A 16,747-nucleotide genomic window follows, 5' to 3' on the forward strand; every position below is an offset into this window, starting at 1 on the left:
TCTTTCGGCAGAGGGAGGGATCCACCGCGAGGCTCATGCCGCTGCCGCCGCCGGCATCAATACTGGTCAGCGTGGTGCGCACTCCGCTGATCCCTCGTCCTGCCCCAGGCCTCCCGCGCGGGGCCCTCCCTTCCGGGTGGGCGCGCACGGCGGCAGTGACCGCGGGGGTGACCCTGCTGGGCCTGGGCGTGTTCGCGGCCGTCGCCGGGGTCGGGCTCGCGCCCCACCCGTCCTTCCAGGTGCTGGTGATCGCCGCCGGTGCCCTGCTCTTCCCGCTGCGCGGCCGGTTCCCCGGGCCGGTGCTGCTGGCGCTGGCCGTACTGACCGGGCTGGCCGGCGGCGCCGGTCCGCTCGCGGCGGTGTCCGCGTACGGGCTGGCCCGGCGGACGGTCCGGGCACGGCTGCTGGCCCGGCTGCTGGCCGCGGCCTCGGTCCTGCTGGTGGCGACCGCGACGGCGGCCGCGCCCGTGGTGGGACCGGGGCGCGTGCCGTACGGTCTGGCGCTCGGGCTGGCCCTGGCCCCGACGGCGGTGATCGTCCCCGGTCTGGTGGGTACGGCGCAGGGGCAGCAGCGGCGTCTGGTGCGGGCCCTGCGCGAGCGCGGGGACGCTGCGGAGCGGGCCCGCCTGGCGGCCGACAGCGAGGCCCGCACCCACGAGCGCTCCCGTATCGCCGCCGAGATGCACGACCTGCTCGGGCACCGGCTCAGCCTGATCTCGCTGCACGCGGGCGGGCTGGAGCTGGCCCTCGGCCGGGCCGCTCCGGAGCTGCGCGAGGAGGCCGTCCTGGTACGCCGGACCACCCGCGACGCGATGCGCGAGCTGCGGCAGGTCCTCGGTGTGCTCGGTCCGCTGGGCCGGGACGCCGGACCCGGCGTCCTCACGGACGCGACGGGCACCCGCGCCGACATCGAGGCGCTGGTGGCGGAGTCCCGCGACGGCGGGGTCGCCGTACGGCTCGACTGGACGGGACCGGACCTGGACTCCCGCCCGGCGGCGGTGCGCAGGGCGGCGCACCGGGTGGTGCGCGAGGCCCTGACCAACGTCCACCGGTACGCCCCCTCCGCGCACGTCACCGTGGGCGTCGCGCACGACGGGGCGGCGGTGCGGATCACCGTGCGCAACGGCGCGCCGCCCGGGGCCCCCGTCCCGGCCGGGAGCCTGGGTACCGGGCGCGGGCTCACGGGGCTCCGGGAGCGCGTGGAGCTGCTCGGCGGGGCCTTCGACGCCGCCCCGCTGCCGACGGGCGGGTTCCTGGTGGACGCCGCCCTGCCGGCGGAGCCCGGTGACGCCGTCGTCCCGCACACCGCCGGGCCGCGGGGGGCGGACGCCGCCTCCGGTGCGGAGGGCGGCGGCGCCGAGGGCGGGGCCGCGAACGCGCTGACCCTCGCCCTGGGGCTGGGGGCGCTGTGCGTGCTGATGGCCCTGGCGACCGCCTTCGTGTACGGCAGCGCGCCCCGGCCGGACGCCGGGCCGCGCCCGCTGCCGCGGATCGGGATGTCGTACGACGACGTGACGGGCCTCGGCGTCGTGGACAACAAGGCGGTCCGGGCCGCCGCCACGGGACACGAACCGCCGCGCCCGGCCGGCACGGCCGGCTGCGCGTACCCGTTCAACGGCGCGACCGAGAGCCGCCCGGGCGGCCTGCTGGTGGCCCGCTACTGCTTCGACGCCGGACAGCGTCTGATCGCCATCGACCGTTTCACCGTCCCGTCGGTCCGGGACGCCTCACCCTGGGAGACCCCGTGACAGAGCCCGACGGGCCGATCCGTGTCCTGCTCGCCGACGACGAGACGATGATCAGGCACGGCGTGCGCCTGATCCTGCGGCACGCCGACGGCATCGAGGTCGTCGCCGAGGCGGCGGACGGGCGGCAGGCCGTCGAACTGGCCGCCGCCCACCACCCGGACGTCGCACTGGTCGACATCCGCATGCCGGTGTGCGACGGACTGGCGGCGATCGCGCCGCTGCTCGCGCTCGATCCGGCCCCGCGCGTGGTGATGCTGACGACGTTCGGCGACGACGACAACGTCGTCCGGGCACTGCGGGAGGGCGCCGCCGGGTTCCTGCTGAAGGACGAGGGCCCTCAGGAGCTGATCAACGCGGTACGGGCCGCCGCCGCGGGGGACGCCGTGCTCTCCCCGGGCGTCACCGGGGCGGTGATCTCCCGGATGCTGGGCGCCCGTGAGCCGGCCGGGACGGGCGGCGCGGCGACGGACGAGCGGATCGCCCGGCTGACGGGCCGGGAGCGGGACGTCCTCGCGGCGCTCGGCGAGGGGCTGTCGAACCAGGAGATCGCGGCGCGGCTCGGCATCGGGACCGGCACGGTGAAGACCCACGTGGGGGCGATCCTGGAGAAGACCGGTTCGACGAGCCGGGTCCAGGCGGCGCTGCTGGCGCACCGGACCGGGCTGGCCTCCTAGGGCCTGTCCGGCGGATCATGGCCGGGTCGCGGCGCCCGGCACGGCAAACCTTCCCGGCCACAGCACCGGCCCGTCTCTTCCGGATCAAGCCGGGCCCCTGCTCTGCCCCGGGGCGGAGCACGGTGGCCCCGGCCTCTGTCCTCCGGCAGAGGGGAGCCGGGCCGGGCCGGTCTTTCGGCAGAGGCCGATTCACGCCTTGAGGCCGATGTCCGCGCAGGTCAGGGCGGTGAGGATGGATGAGTCCCCCCGGCTCGCGGCATGCTTCGCGGGCCGTCGTACTCCAGGCGGAGCATCCATGTCGCACGCGTTTCCCTCTTTCCCCGCGCCCTCCTCGTCCCCGGCCCCCGTCGAGCCGGCGGCCCGCGCGACGGAGCTGACCAAGACGTACGGGAAGGGCGGGACCCGGGTCACCGCGCTGGAAGCGGTGTCGGTCGAGTTCGCGCGGGGCCGGTTCACGGCGGTCATGGGGCCGTCCGGCTCCGGCAAGTCCACCCTGATGCACTGCATGGCCGGCCTGGACCCGGTGACGTCCGGTTCGGCGCGGATCGGCGGGGTCGAGCTCTCCGAGCTGAACGACCGTCAGCTGACGCGGCTGCGGCGGGAGAAGGTCGGCTTCGTCTTCCAGGGCTTCAACCTGATGCCGACCCTCACGGCGCTGGAGAACATCACCCTGCCGCTGAGGCTCGCCGGGCGGCAGCCGGACGCCGCGTGGCTGGACACCGTCGTCGCCACCGTCGGGCTCGCGGGCCGGCTCGCGCACCGGCCGGCCGAGCTGTCCGGGGGCCAGCAGCAGCGCGTCGCCGTGGCCCGCGCGCTGGTCTCGCGTCCGGAGATCGTATTCGCCGACGAGCCGACCGGCAACCTCGATTCCCGTTCCGGCGCGGAGGTACTCGGTTTCCTGCGCGACTCGGTCCGGGAGCTGGGCCAGACGGTGGTGATGGTCACCCACGACCCCGTCGCCGCCGCCCACGCCGACCGGGTGGTGTTCCTCGCCGACGGCCGCCTCGTGGACGAGCTGCGGGAGCCGACCTCCGCCGCCGTCCTGGACCGGATGCTCGCCTTCGAAGCCCAAGGCCGCGCCCGCTGACGGCGCTCCTCCCCCGCTCCCGTCCCTTCCTCCCCTCCGCCGAGCCTTCCGAAAGCCCACCATGCTGCGAACAGCCCTGCGCAACGTCCTCGCCCACAAGACGCGCCTGATCATGACCGTCCTCGCGGTCTGTCTCGGGGTCGCGTTCATCTCCGGGTCGCTCGTCTTCGCCGACACCACCACCGCCGCCTACCGCGCCTCCATGGCGCGCGACTACGCCGGCATCGCGGTCACGGTCGACCCCAAGTACCCGGTCGGCGTCCCCTCCGACGAACGCGCGAGCGTCCTCGACGACGCCCTCGCGGCCAGGCTGGCCGCCGTACCCGGGGTCGCCTCGGTCCGTCCGGCCGTCGACGGGTCGGTGACCCTGGCCGCGAAGGACGGCTCGCCCATGCGGGCCGACAACGCGATGGGCAGACTCGCCGCCGGCTACGTACCCGGGCCCGACGGCAAGGACGCCCGCTACCCGCTGACGGCCGGCCGCGCCCCGCGCGACGGCGGCGAGGTGGCCCTGGACCGGGGCACCGCCAAGGCCGGCGGGTACTCCCTCGGCGACACCGTCACCCTGGCCTCCGACGGCCCCGTGCTGAAGCCGCGGCTGGTCGGCATCGTCTCCACCGGCGACACGCGGGTCACGTCCGGCGGCACCCTCGCGGTGTTCGACAAGGCCACCGCCCAGGAGCTGTTCGCCACGCCCGGCCGCTACACCGGGATCGATCTGTCCGCCGGGCCCGGCACCGACCAGTTCGACCTCGCCCGGCGGGTCGGCGCACTGCTGCCCGCCGACCGGGCGGAGGCCACCACCGCGACCGCCAAGGCCGACCAGCAGTCCGTCTTCATCGGCACCAAGACCCGCAGCTACTCCCGGCTTCCCCTGGTCTTCGCCGCGGTGTCGCTCTTCATCGGCTCGTTCCTCATCATCAACACCTTCACCATGCTCATCACCCGGCGGACCCGGGAGATCGCCCTGCTCCGCGCGATCGGTGCCACCCGGCGCCAGGTGGTCCGCTCCGTGCTCGCGGAAGCGGCCCTGGTGGGGCTGGTCGCCTCCGTGACCGGGTTCGGTCTGGGCCTCGGCATCGCCACCGCGCTGCCCGGGCTGCTCGGCACGGGGGAGGACCTGCTGCCCAGCGGCCCGTTGGTGATCGGCCCCGCTCCCGTCGCCGCCTCGCTCGTCGTGGGCGTCGGCGTCACGGTCCTCGCCGCCTGGCTGCCGTCCCGCCGCGCCGCCCGCATCGCCCCCGTCGAGGCGATGCGCACCGCCGAACAGCCGCCTTCCGCGACGCTGTCCCGGATCCGGGGCGCGATCGGCGCGGCCGTGGTCCTGCTGGGTGCCGGCCTGCTGCTCTCCCTGGGCGGTGCGAAGGACGCCTCGGACGAGAACCTGCGTACCGCGATGTTCGGCTGCGGTGTCCTCGTGACCGGGCTGATCGTGCTGGCGCCGCTGCTGGCGGGGCCGGTGGTCCGGCTCATCGGCCTGGCGACCGGCCGGTTCGGCGTGGCGGGCGCCCTGGCCAAGGACAACGCCCTGCGCGACCCGCGGCGTACCGCCGCCACCGCCGTCGCCCTGATGATCAGCACGGCGCTGGTGACCGGGCTCGCCGTCATCGAGCACTCCTCCGGCCGGGCCCTGGACTCCCAGGCGGCCGCCGGCCTGAGCGCCGACTACGTCATCGGCACCCGCAACACCACCACCGCCATCGACGCGGCCGCCGTCCGGCGGATCGCCGCCGTCCCCGGCGTCAGGACCGCCTCCGCCGTCGCCGACTCCAGCTTCTCCGCCGGCGCCGGGGCGGGGCAGGTCTCGGGCGTCGACCCGAAGAGCGTGGAGGCCGTCATGAAGCTCCGCTTCACCAGCGGCTCCGCCAAGGACATCGGGCCGGGCCGGATCGCGGTCTCCGCCGGTTTCGCCCGCGACAACCGGATCGGCACCGGCGACCAGGTCCGGGCGGCCATCGGCCCCGGTGCCGGGGAGGACCGCGACCGGTCCTACACCGTCGTCGGCGTCTACCAGGACAACCCCACCGCGCAGGACGTGCTCGCCGACCGCGGTGAGGTCCAGCAGCACGGCTACCTGCGCGACTCCGTCCAGCGGGTCCTCGTGTCCGGCTCCGCGGACCTCGGCGGGCAGCTGCGCGCGGCCGTCGACAACAGCCCGCTGCTGAAGGTCCAGAGCCGTGCGCAGCTGGTGCGGGAGCAGGCGGGCGTCGCCGGCGACCTGATCACCCTGGTGTTCGGGCTGCTCGCCATCGGCGTGGTCATCTCCGCGCTCGGCATGGTCAACACGCTCGCCATGTCGGTCGCCGAACGCACCCGCGAGATCGGCGTCCTGCGCGCCATCGGCATGGACCGCACCGGCGTCCGCAGCATGATCCGCCTCGAATCCCTCACGGTCGCCGCGTACGGCACCCTGCTCGGGCTCGCGGGCGGCCTGTTCGGGGCCTGGAAGGTCAGCGGCCTGGCCAACGGGGCCATCCCGCAGTACTCCTTCTCCCTCCCCTGGGGCACCCTCGCCCTGGTCGTCCTCCTCTCCCTCGCCGTCGGCGTGTCGGCGGCCGCCCTCCCGGCCCGCCGGGCCGCGTCGCTCACCCCGCTGCACGCCGTGGCGGACGCCTAGTGCCGGTCCTACGGTGGGAGGAGCAGCACCTGGAGCGTCGCGATGATCAGGTCTGAGGGGCCCGGGCGGCCGTCCCTCGTCCGGCGGATGGGCAGTGCGCTCCGCCGGACGCGGGCCGGCGGCCGCTGGGTCCACGTCCGGGGCCTGCACCTGTGGCAGCGCTCGCTCGGCTTCGCCGCCCTCGGCTTCCTGACGCTCGTACCCCTGCTCATCGTCGTCTCCGCGGCGGGCGCCGTCGGCGGGCAGGGGTTCGCGCAGTGGCTCGGGGACGGGCTCGGCGTCTCGGCGGGCGCCAGGCTGGAGATCGGCCGGCTCTTCGCCCTGCCCGGCCAGGCGTGGCGGACCACGACGGGGTTCGGCCTGGCCCTGCTCACCGTGTTCGGCCTGTCCTTCGCCACCGTGCTGCAGAGCGGGTACGAACGGATCTGGGTCCTGCCCCCGGCCCACTGGTGGGACCGGTGGCGGCACGTCCTGTGGCTCGCCGCGCTGATCGGAGTGCTGTACCTGTGGGCGTTCTCCCCGCCGTGGCCGCACTCCCCGGCGCGCGGCATCGTCACGTTCGTGACCGGCACCCTGTTCTTCTGGTGGTCCCAGCGCCTGCTGCTCGCCGGCCGGGTCTCCTGGCCGGCCCTGCTCCCCGGAGCCCTCGCCACCATGCTGGGCCTGCTCGGGCTCCGGCTGTTCTCCCGGCTCGTCTTCTCGCCGCTGATCGCGTCGAGCGCGGTCTCCTACGGGCCCTTCGGGACGGTCCTGGTCATCCAGTCGTGGCTGCTGGGCGTCGGTGTGGTCGTCTTCGCCGGCGCGCTCCTCGGGCGTCTGCTCCATGACGAGCTGGAGCGGTCCGGGCGACGGTCTGCCGGACCGTGACGTTTTGGACCTTCCGCTGACAGGATCCGGCGCCGATGGTCGGGAAGGCGCATTGCGCACAGGGCTGTTGACGGACTGGAATGCCAAGGTCAGGGCCCGTCACCGCGCAACACGACCCGCACGGCTTCCGGTCCAGGAGCTGGCACGGAAGGAATCCGATGGCATCCATGCTCGACGGCTGCACCCCCTGGCCGCCGGAGTTCGTCGACCGCTACTGGGCGGCGGGCCACTGGGGCGGCAACACGCTGGACAACCTGCTGCGCGGGTGGGCCCTGCAGTACGGGCCGCGGACCGCGCTCGTGCACGGCGGGACCCGCGTCACGTACGCGAACCTGAACCGGCGCGTGGACCGCATGGCCGCCGGGTTCCGGCTGCGCGGACTGCGGCCCGGGATGCGGGTCGTCGTCCAGCTGCCGAACGTGCCGGAGTTCGTCGTCAGCGTGTTCGCGCTGATGCGCGCCGGTGTGGTCCCCCTCCTCTGCCCGGTCTCGTACCCCGCGTCCGAGGTGCCCGAGCTCGTACGGGTCACCCAGGCCGTCGGCTACGTCGGCCCGGCGGCGTACCAGGGCTTCGACCACACGGCGATGGCCGCGGACATCGCCGCCCGCCGGCCCTTCCTGCGGCGGGTGTTCACCTATGAGGCGCCGGGCACCGAGTCCCCGTACGGCGGTATGACGACCGATCCGTCGAACTGCCAGTACGCCCCGCTGGGTTCCATCGACGCCGCACCCGAGCCGGCGCTCCCGCCGGACGCCGGGCAGGTGGCGTTCCTGCTGCTCGGCGACGGCGACGGCGGCACCGGTGCACCGGCGCTGGTTCCGCGCACCCACAACGACTTCGCCTACCAGGCGCGGGCGGCCGCCGAGCTGGTGTCCCTCACCGAGGAGGACGTGTACCTCGCCGCGCTGCCCGCCGCGTCGGTCTTCGCCCTCGGCTGTCCCGGCATCGTCGGCACCCTCACCGCCGGCGGGACCGTGGTCCTGGCCGAGGGACCGGATCCCGCCGAATGCCTGCCGCTGGTCGAGCGGGAGCGGGTCACCGTCACCTCGCTGCCGCCCGACGCCGCCGCGGCCTGGCTCGACGCGCTGCCGTCGGTCCGGGCCGACGTGAGCAGTCTGCGCCTGGTGCAGACCGGCGGCGCGCCCGTGTCCCGGGCGGCCGCCGAACGGCTCGGCTCCGAGCTGGGCGCCCGTCCCCAGCAGGTCTTCGCCCTGGCCGAGGGTCCGGTCGTGCTCACCCGGCCCGCCGGTCCGGACGAGTCCGTGTTCACCGCGCAGGGCCGCCCGCTCTCGCCCGACGACGAGATCCGGCTCGTCGGCGCCGACGGCCGGAACGTGCCGGACGGGGAGCCCGGTGAACTCCTGTTCCGTGGCCCGTACACCCCGCGGGGCCACTACCGGGCGTCCGCGGACGACGCCGGCCGCTTCACCCCCGACGGGTACTTCCGTACCGGCACGCCGGCCCGGCGCACGGCGGACGGCGGCCTGGTGGTGACCGGCCGGTTCCCGGAGTCCCCAACGGGCTGACATGCCGGGTCCGGGTGGTTCCCGCATCATGAGTGCTGTGTGCGACCCACCCGGCGGACCGGTCTTCCTGTCGATCGTGGTTCCCGTCTTCAACGAGGAGGAGTCCCTGCCGGCTCTGGCGGCGCGGCTGCGGCCCGTCCTGGACGGGTGCGAGGAACCGTACGAGGTCCTCACCGTCGACGACGGCTCGACCGACAGGTCCCCCCGCGTGCTGGAGGACCTGCGCAGCACCTGGCCCGAGCTCCGCGTCGTCACCCTCCGACGGAACAGCGGCCACCAGGCGGCCCTGACGGCCGGACTGCACCGTGCCCGCGGCGCCTATGTGATCAGCATGGACGCGGACCTCCAGGACCCGCCGGAGGTCATCCCGGACATGCTGGACCTGGCCCGGGCGGACGGTCTGGACGTGGTGTACGGCGTCCGGACGGACCGCTCCACCGACAGCGGCTTCAAACGCCGGACGGCCGCCGGCTACTACTGGCTGATGCGCCGTCTGGCCGGCTCCTACGTACCCGCCCAGGCCGGCGACTTCCGGCTGCTGTCCCGTCAGGTGGTGGAGACCCTCAAGTCCCTGCCCGAGCAGCGGCAGATCCACCGCCTGCTCATCCCGTGGCTGGGCTTCCCCGGCGGCCGGATCACCTACCAGCGCGGGGAGCGGGTGGCGGGCACCACCAAGTACCCCCTGCACAAGATGGTCCTCCTGGCCCTGGACAGCGTCACCAGCTTCTCGGCGGCGCCCCTGCGCCTGGCCACGGCGATCGGCGCCTGCAGCCTCGCCGTATGCCTCGCGTTCCTCGTCTGGACCCTCGTCGCCCACGCCACCGGGAACACCCTTCCGGGCTGGACCTCCCTGATCACCACGGTCCTGTTCTTCGGCGCCGTCCAGCTCTTCTGCGTGGGGATGCTCGGCGAGTACGTGGCCCGCATCTACACGGCCGTGCAGGCCCGGCCCGCCTATTTCGTGGCCCGTGACACGGACGGGGAACAGCGGTAGGGGGTGCCGGTCACACCAGCACCCCGGCGAAGAACATGGCCCCGAGCAGGGCGTACTGGGCCGCGCAGCAGGCCAGCAGCGGCAGCTGGACCCAGCGCGGCATGCGCGCGACGAGGAGCAGCCCGACGAACATCTGCGCGTGGTTGCGGTACCAGGACATCTCCGCTCCGGCGAGGAACGGCACGAGGAAGACCGCCGCCGTCAGGACGGCCGCGGCCCACTCCCCCACGTCGGGCCCCCGGTCCCGGTCGCGGACGAGCAGGGCGACGGCCGTCGCCAGCACGAGGAGCACGAAGGCGGTGTCGAGCCAGAGCTGCGTCCGGTGCGCGTCGAGCGCGTGGCGCACCAGCCAGGGGAGGTGTCCCTCGGGCGTGTACCAGTCCTTGAACGGGAAGCGGTAGGCCTGGGCCATCTCGTCGAACGGCTGGTGCACGCCGCCTTGTCCGTAGCTGGACGCCTGGATGGTCTCGTACGCGTCCCAACGGCCGGTCGCCTGCCACATCAGCCATTTGGCCCAGAACACGCCGCAGCCGGAGAGGGCCGCCGCCGCGCCGGCCTTCGCGAACCGGACCGGCCACGTGCTCCCGCGCCAGGCGAAGAAGGCGCTCAGGAGCAGCATGCCGACGGCGACGGCGCCGACGGGATGGCAGGCGGCCGCCGCGAAGCCGCCGGCGGCGGCGACCGGCCACGAGCCGCGCCTCACCCCGGCGACGCAGACCAGCAGGGCCAGGGTGGCGGTGGAGATCGGGAACAGGGCGTGGAAGTAGACGCCGCCCGGGAACACCGTGCCGACGGCGAGGGTGAGACCGGTGGCCCGGGTGAGCCGTGCGCCGAGCAGCCACCACAGGACCGCGAACATGCCCAGCAGGCAGGCCTCGGTGACGACGGCGGCGGACAGTTCGTACGAGAGGCCGGTGGCGGAGACCGCCCGGACCGACATGGGGTACCCGGGGAACCAGGCGACGTTCCCGCACACGACGTCGCGGAAGTCGGGATAGCGATCCCGGCACCGGAACATCTCGTAGCCGGTTTCGGCGATGGACAGGTAGTGGGCGGAATCCCAGCGGCTGCGGCCGCCGGTGGACCAGTACCGCACCGGGGAGCCGTCGCCCGCGACGGATGCCTTGGCGACGGCCCAGGTGAGGAGGTTCGCGATCAGCCACGCGACGACCGGCGGCAGCAGCCGGTGGCGCCGGTCGCGGCCCGCCGGCCGGGTCGCTTCCGCCATCTCCAGCCCCGCGATCGTCTCGTCGGCGGTCCGCCGCACGGCCGGCCCGGGCGGAGGACCCCGTGACCCCGTGACCCCGTACGGTGCCGTGGTTCACGATCATTCTGGCGAACGCCCCCGGGAGCCGCACCCGGAGCTACTCCTGTCCGGGGAGCCCGCGCCGCGCACCGCACCGCCGCACCGCACCGCGCCGCACCGCGCCGCGCCGGTGATCGGCTTGCCCCGTCCCCCGTCAGTAGCCGATCGTGAAGCGGCGCTGGACGAAGCGGGGCAGTTCCGCCTCGTCGACGAGCGCCACGGCGGCGTCCTCCATGGAGATCCGGCTGCGGCCGTCCGCGTCGAGTACCGGCTGGTCGCCGCCGGTCCGGAAGCGGCCCGTGCGCTCCCCGGGCGCGATGTCCATGGCGGGGCTGAGGTAGGTCCACAGCCGGTTGGAGGTGCGCAGCACGTCCAGGGCGTCCCGGGCGCCGCGCACGGCGGCCGCGTATTCCCTCGGCAGCCCGAGCGGGTCCAGGGTGGCGAACAGGTGCTCCTCGGAGTCCGCCATGACCAGGCCCGGTTCGACCTCCAGGCTGCCGGCGCCGCCGATCACGATCAGCCGGGTCCGGGGGTGGCTCTCGAGCGCCTTCAGCAGCGCCCTGGCGGCGGTGGCGTACACCGTGGGATCGGCTATCGACCGCCGTACGGTGTCCGTGAAGTCCCTGGCGGCGTTGCCGGGCTGGAACCCGCTGATCAGCACGTCCAGTCCGGGCAGGACGGCGGCGATGCTGCCGGCGTCGAGGACGTCGGCGTTCTTCCAGGTGATGTTCTCCCGGTCCTCCCGGATCCCTGTGACGTCCCGGCTGAACGCGGTGACGTGGTGCCCCCGGTCGAGGGCTTCGGTGACGACGCGGCTGCCGATCCCGCCCGTGGCCCCGATGACTCCGATCTGCATGGCTCTCCCCTGTGTCCGTCGTCGGCAAAGGGCGCGATCGATCTCGATGCACGCCGTTCGCAAACTATACGGTGTGAAGTATGGATACGGCGCTCGGGATAGTGACTCTGTAGAGTGGCCGACCGTGGGAAGCACCAAGGGGCGCCGCGAGCGGCTGCGGGCCGAGACGACGGCCGAAATCAAGAAGGTCTCGCTGGAGTTGATGGCCTCGGGCGGGCCCGACGCGATCACCCTGCGCGCCATCGCGCGCGAGATGGGCATGACCGCCAACGCCATCTACGGCTACTTCGCCACGCGCGACGACCTGGTGACCGCGCTCATCGGCGATGTGTACACGTCACTGGCCGACGCCGTGGACGCCGCGTGGGACGGGGCGCCCGCCGCGGACCCGGCCGCCCGCATCCGGGCCTGGGCGCACGCCCTGCGGGACTGGGCCCTGGCCGGCCCCGAGGGTTTCCGCCTCGTGTACGGAGACGCCGTACCCGGCTACCAGGCCCCGCCGGACGGCGCCGCCCCCGACGCCGCCCGCCGCGTCTGCCTCGGCCTCACCGCCCTCGCGGCCGCCGCCTGGCCGTACGCCGAACCCCTCCACTCGGGCGGCGACTTCGAGTGGTCCGACTTCGAGGCCCCGCTCCTCGACAAGGTCCGCCCGGCGTTCCCCGGCCTGCCCCCGGCCGGCGTGGCCCTGGCCATGCGCCTCTGGGGCCGGCTGCACGGCCTGGTGACCCTGGAGGTCTACGGGCACCTGCGCAACCAGACCACCAGCCCGGACAAGCTCTTCCGCGCGGAACTGGACGACCTCGTCCGCTCCTTGGGCCTCCCGGCCGGCGGGCAGAAGCGGAACGGATGACGGCCGGGCCGGCGCAACACGAAGGCCCCGGTCTCCGTGAGGAGGCCGGGGCCTTGTCAGAGCGCTGGGCAGGCCTTGCACCTGCATCCCCCCACGGGAAGTGGGGTGTCTTTCCTTGGACCACCAACGCATCGTCCCGTCACCGTGTTTCGCGGCGGCGAGCTCGAGATCAACTATAGCCCACGGAACAGGAAGCTCCACTACCGCGCCTTCGCCGCACGGAGCGAGTGGACCCGCGGGACGTACAGCCCGGCCGGTCCGGGCCAGTCGCGCGTCCCGGGCGTCCCGGGCTTTCGGCCTTAACTCGTGTAACCTGACGAGAAGGCAGCATCGGGCTACAGAGAGCGATGGAGCACACCATGGCCAAAGAGGCATCGGCTCCCGCGTCGGCCACCAGCGCGGACGTCGCCCGCCTGGCCGGGGTGTCACGCGCCACCGTCTCCTTCGTACTCAACGACACCCAGGGCCACCGGGTCAGCGAGGGCACCCGGGCGCGGGTGCTGGCCGCCGCCGCGCAGCTCGGCTACGTGCCGAACGCGGCCGCCCGGTCCCTGCGCGCGGGCCGCAGCAACCTGGTCCTGGTGCCCGCCTCCGTGTCGGCGGTCGGGCGCCTGGTGAGCGAGTGGGTGGACGATCTGGTCAGCGAGCTGGAGCGGCACGGCTACGCCACCGTCATGCACGCCGGCCGCTTCGACGATCCGCTCGAAGCCGCCCGCGCCTGGGCCGAGTTGCGGCCGGCCGCGGTGCTCTGTCTCGACGGCGACCGGCTCACCGCGCGGACGGCCGAGGTACTGCGCCGCGCCGGGGTGCGCGGGATGCTCGCCTTCGCCCCGCACCCCGTGGACGGGGTCCACACCATCGCCTTCGACCACACCTCCGTCGGCGCGACCGCGACCGGGCACCTGATCGCCCGGGGCCGGACCCGGATCGGCGTGGTCATCCCGCGCGAGCGCGGCCTCGACACCCTCGCGCGGCCGCGGCTGGCCGGCGCCGAGCAGGTCGCCGCGCGGCATCCGGTGACCGTGACGCCCGTCGAGCTGGCCTACACCCGGGAGTCCGCGACGGCGCTGGCCCGGCGGTGGCGGGAGCTCGGCCTGGACGGCGTCTTCGCGTACAACGACGAGTACGCCGCACTGCTGATGCACGCCCTGCTGGCCGAGGGGATCTCCGTACCGGACGAGGTGGCCGTCGTGGGCTGTGACGACCTGGTGCTGTCGGCGCTCCAGCGGCCCGCGCTGACCAGCGTGGCGCTGGAGCTGCCCTCCGCCGCCTCCGTGGCGGACGCCCTGCACGCGCTGGTCGCGCAGGGCACGGCGCCGGGCGTACCGGGCATCGAACCCGCCCTGGTGCACCGGCAGTCCTCCTGAGGCGGCGGCCGGGCCGCCGGTACGAGCAGCGCGCCGGCCAGCACCACGCCGAACGGCAGTACGCCGGGCGTGCGGTGCGCGGGAGCGGGTCTCTCGCTCATGGGCGCGGCTCAGGCGTCCAGGTGGCGGGCGAGGAAGGCCACGCTGCGGGTCACAATCGGGGCGACGTCCGGGACGCCGAGGAAGATGTGGTCGGCGCCCTCCACCGGTTCCAGTACGCATTCCCCGCCGGCCGCGCGCAGCGCCGCGTCGAGCGCCTCGCTCTGGCTGTAGGGGACCAGGCCGTCGCTCGTGCCGTGGATCAGCAGGAACGGCGGCGCGCCGGCTCCGCCGGCGGCGAGCCGGGCGTACGTCACCGGGCTCGCCGCGCGGGCCAGGGCCGGCCGCGCCTCCTCCGTGCCGCCCAGCAGCGCCTCGTAGGGGTCGGGGTACTCCGGGCCCGGCGGCATCGGCGGCATGGGGTGCTCGCGCAGGGCGCCCAGGTCGGACACGCCGTACCAGTCGACGACGGCCCGTACCGAGGTGTCGCCGCCGCCGACGCCCTCGGCGCCTTCCAGGGCGGCGGCGCCGGGGGTGTGCGGGCCGGTCAGGCCGGCGAGGGCGGCGAGGTGGCCGCCCGCGGACTCGCCCCAGACGGCCACCCGGTCCGGGTCGATGCCGAACGCGCCGGCGAACTTCCGGACGTAGCGGATGGCGGCCTTCACGTCGTGCAGCTGCGCCGGGAAGGGGGCTTCGAGGCTGTGCCGGTAGTCGATGGAGACCAGGGCCAGCCCGGCCGCCAGCACCGCGCCGTGGAGTAGCCCGGCGGGGACGGTCGGCGGCGGGTAGCGCCGGTCGCCCTCCAGCCAGCCGCCGCCGTGGATCCAGACCACGGCCGGGACGGGGCCCCGCGCTGTGGCGGGTACCTGGACGTCCAACAGCCGCGGCCGGTACCCCGGCCGGGTGGCGTAGGTGGCCCCGTCGAAGCGGCGTACGCCGTCCTCGGCGACCACGGGCGGCACGGGCGCCCGGAAGGGAGGGAGCGGCCAGGTCAGGTCGGGCTCGGCCGGGAGGGATTGCGTCATTGCGGCCCTTTCGCGCGAGGCTGTTCGTGGATCAGTCTGGCGTTACACGTGTAACACCGGACTGTAGCCAGCCCTGCCCGGGGTCACAAGACGCCCGTTACAGACGGTTCCGCCCGCGTCCGATGACACGAGCGACCCGCCTCAGTGCCGTACCCGGAAAGGTCCACCGGGTCGCGGCGCCCGGCACGGCACCTCGCCGCGTTGTCGGACCGCGCACGTACGTCCAGTACGAGCCGCGGCCCTCCGCCTTGCGATGCACCGCACCGGACACCGCGACCCGGCAAACCTTCCCGGCCACAGCACTAGTCGCCGAGGGGGTGCCCGGTCGTGGCGTCCACGTGGTCCGGGACCTCGTCGTGGCGGTCGCCCACGGTCGGCGTCCCGGCGGGTTCGAACATGAGGATGGCGGCGCCGGAGGGTGCGTGCGGCTTGTGCTCCGTGCCCCGGGGGACGGTGAAGACCGCCCCGGTCGGGAGGACGACCGTGCGCTCCCCGCCGGGCTCGCGCAGGGAGATGCGCAGCTCTCCGTCGAGCACCAGGAAGAACTCGTCGGTGTCGTCGTGGGCGTGCCAGATGTGTTCGCCCTCGACCTTCGCGATGCGGACGTCGTAGTCGTTGACGCTCGTGACGATGCGGGGGCTCCACAGGGCGTCGAAGGAGGCCAGGGCCTTGGCGAGGGAGACTGGTTCATTGCTCATGGGCCCATGCTGCGCGGCTCCGCGCCGTCGGCGTGAGTGCTAGGAATTGCACATGCCGAAAGAATCCTCGCACGTGTCCGCTCACGTCCCCTCCCCCGCACCGCGACCGGCGGGCGGCGCGCACCGGGTCGTCGTGATCGTCGACGAGAACTCGAACCCCTTCGAACTCGGCTGCGCGACCGAGGTCTTCGGCCTGCGCAGGCCGGAGATCGGCCGTGACCTCTACGACTTCACGCTCTGCTCCCCCGCGCCCCGCACGCTGATGCGCGACGGGTTCTTCACGCTCACGGGGGTGACCGGGCTGGAAGCGGCCGATACGGCGGACACGCTCATCGTCCCCAACCGCCCCGACGTCGAGGTGCCCCGCCGCCCCGCCGTGCTCGACGCCGTCCGGCGGGCACACGCGCGCGGCGCGCGCCTGGTCGGCTTCTGCAGCGGCGCCTTCACGCTGGCCGAGGCCGGAGTGCTCGACGGCCGCCGGGCCACCGCGCACTGGCAGTGGGCGGACTCCTTCCGGGCCCGGTTCCCCTCCGTCCGCCTGGAGTCGGACGTGCTGTTCGTGGACGACGGCGACATCCTCACCGCCGCCGGGAGCGCGGCGGCGCTCGATCTCGGACTGCACGTGGTCCGCCGCGACCACGGCGCGGAGATCGCCAACTCCGTGAGCCGGCGACTGGTCTTCGCGGCGCACCGGGACGGCGGCCAGCGGCAGTTCGTGGAGCGCCCCGTCCCCGATCTGCCGGACGAGTCCCTGGCACCCGTCCTGGCCTGGGCCCAGGAGCGGCTGGACTCACCGCTCACGGTCGCCGGCCTCGCCGCGCGGGCGGCGGTCAGCCCGGCGACGCTGCACCGCCGGTTCCGGGCGCAGCTGGGAACGACGCCGCTGGCCTGGCTCACGGGGGAACGGCTCACCCTGGCGCGCCGGCTGATCGAGCGGGGCGAGTCCCGCATGGAGCTGGTCGCCCGGCACAGCGGGCTCGGCACCGCCGCCAACCTGCGCGCGCTGATGCGGCGCGAGACGGGTGTCACCCCGTCCGCGTACCGGCGCCGGTTCGGGCCGGTGGCCGGCTGAGCGGGGGCGCCCCGTACCGGT

Annotated in this window: 14 protein-coding genes; 10 read left to right on the forward strand and 4 right to left on the reverse strand. The window is 74.5% G+C overall.

The annotated features are described in order from the left end of the window. Nucleotides 1–35 precede the first annotated feature (35 nt). From ACZ518_RS06605 to ACZ518_RS06635, 7 genes are all read left to right on the forward strand, one after another. On the forward strand, nt 36–1,748 hold the full coding sequence (locus ACZ518_RS06605; RefSeq protein WP_469111894.1) for a sensor histidine kinase: 1,713 nt from the start codon (nt 36–38) through the stop codon (nt 1,746–1,748). After that, the gene (locus tag ACZ518_RS06610; protein ID WP_469111895.1) at nt 1,745–2,422 is read left to right on the forward strand and encodes a response regulator; all 678 of its coding nucleotides are present in this window, start codon (nt 1,745–1,747) and stop codon (nt 2,420–2,422) included. Before ACZ518_RS06605 ends, ACZ518_RS06610 begins: the two co-directional genes overlap by 4 nt. A gap of 295 nt (nt 2,423–2,717) precedes the next feature. Beyond that, on the forward strand, nt 2,718–3,509 hold the full coding sequence (locus tag ACZ518_RS06615; protein ID WP_469111896.1) for an ABC transporter ATP-binding protein: 792 nt from the start codon (nt 2,718–2,720) through the stop codon (nt 3,507–3,509). Between the two features lie 61 nt (nt 3,510–3,570). Then, nucleotides 3,571–6,126, forward strand: coding sequence for an ABC transporter permease (locus tag ACZ518_RS06620; RefSeq protein WP_469111897.1), 2,556 nt, complete (start codon nt 3,571–3,573; stop codon nt 6,124–6,126). Between the two features lie 42 nt (nt 6,127–6,168). After that, complete coding sequence (locus ACZ518_RS06625) at nt 6,169–6,993, forward strand: ribonuclease BN (RefSeq protein ID WP_469111898.1); 825 nt, start codon at nt 6,169–6,171, stop codon at nt 6,991–6,993. 158 nt (nt 6,994–7,151) lie between these two features. Further along, nucleotides 7,152–8,519 (forward strand): AMP-binding protein, encoded by a 1,368-nt coding sequence (locus ACZ518_RS06630; RefSeq protein WP_469111899.1) that lies wholly within the window; start codon nt 7,152–7,154, stop codon nt 8,517–8,519. 28 nt (nt 8,520–8,547) lie between these two features. Next, nucleotides 8,548–9,513 carry a glycosyltransferase family 2 protein gene (locus tag ACZ518_RS06635; RefSeq protein WP_469111900.1) on the forward strand — a complete coding sequence of 322 codons (966 nt, stop codon included), beginning with the start codon at nt 8,548–8,550 and terminating at the stop codon, nt 9,511–9,513. A gap of 10 nt (nt 9,514–9,523) precedes the next feature. Here ACZ518_RS06635 and ACZ518_RS06640 read toward each other — a convergent pair whose 3' ends face one another. Next, nucleotides 9,524–10,780, reverse strand: a complete 1,257-nt coding sequence (locus ACZ518_RS06640) for a hypothetical protein (RefSeq protein WP_469111901.1) — start codon at nt 10,778–10,780, stop codon at nt 9,524–9,526. Nucleotides 10,781–10,973: 193 nt separating this feature from the next. Continuing rightward, nucleotides 10,974–11,675: an NAD(P)-dependent oxidoreductase gene (locus tag ACZ518_RS06645; protein ID WP_469111902.1), complete on the reverse strand. Its 702-nt coding sequence runs from the start codon at nt 11,673–11,675 to the stop codon at nt 10,974–10,976. A 124-nt stretch (nt 11,676–11,799) separates the two neighbouring features. On the opposite strand from ACZ518_RS06645, the gene ACZ518_RS06650 reads away from it, so the two are divergent. Together ACZ518_RS06650 and ACZ518_RS06655 are read left to right on the forward strand one after the other, a co-directional pair. Continuing rightward, on the forward strand, nt 11,800–12,525 hold the full coding sequence (locus tag ACZ518_RS06650; RefSeq protein WP_469111903.1) for a TetR/AcrR family transcriptional regulator: 726 nt from the start codon (nt 11,800–11,802) through the stop codon (nt 12,523–12,525). Nucleotides 12,526–12,884: 359 nt separating this feature from the next. Then, a complete protein-coding gene (locus tag ACZ518_RS06655) occupies nt 12,885–13,892 on the forward strand; it encodes a LacI family DNA-binding transcriptional regulator (protein ID WP_469111904.1) in 1,008 nt (335 codons plus the stop codon). A 110-nt stretch (nt 13,893–14,002) separates the two neighbouring features. Here ACZ518_RS06655 and ACZ518_RS06660 read toward each other — a convergent pair whose 3' ends face one another. Next, nucleotides 14,003–14,956 carry an alpha/beta hydrolase fold domain-containing protein gene (locus tag ACZ518_RS06660; protein WP_469111905.1) on the reverse strand — a complete coding sequence of 318 codons (954 nt, stop codon included), beginning with the start codon at nt 14,954–14,956 and terminating at the stop codon, nt 14,003–14,005. Between the two features lie 302 nt (nt 14,957–15,258). Next, nucleotides 15,259–15,654, reverse strand: coding sequence for a cupin domain-containing protein (locus ACZ518_RS06665; RefSeq protein WP_469111906.1), 396 nt, complete (start codon nt 15,652–15,654; stop codon nt 15,259–15,261). Nucleotides 15,655–15,706: 52 nt separating this feature from the next. Between ACZ518_RS06665 and ACZ518_RS06670 the strand changes: the two genes are divergently transcribed. Next, nucleotides 15,707–16,726 carry a GlxA family transcriptional regulator gene (locus ACZ518_RS06670; protein WP_469111907.1) on the forward strand — a complete coding sequence of 340 codons (1,020 nt, stop codon included), beginning with the start codon at nt 15,707–15,709 and terminating at the stop codon, nt 16,724–16,726. Nucleotides 16,727–16,747 lie beyond the last annotated feature (21 nt).

This window comes from Streptomyces sp. NPDC033966 (assembly GCF_055575955.1).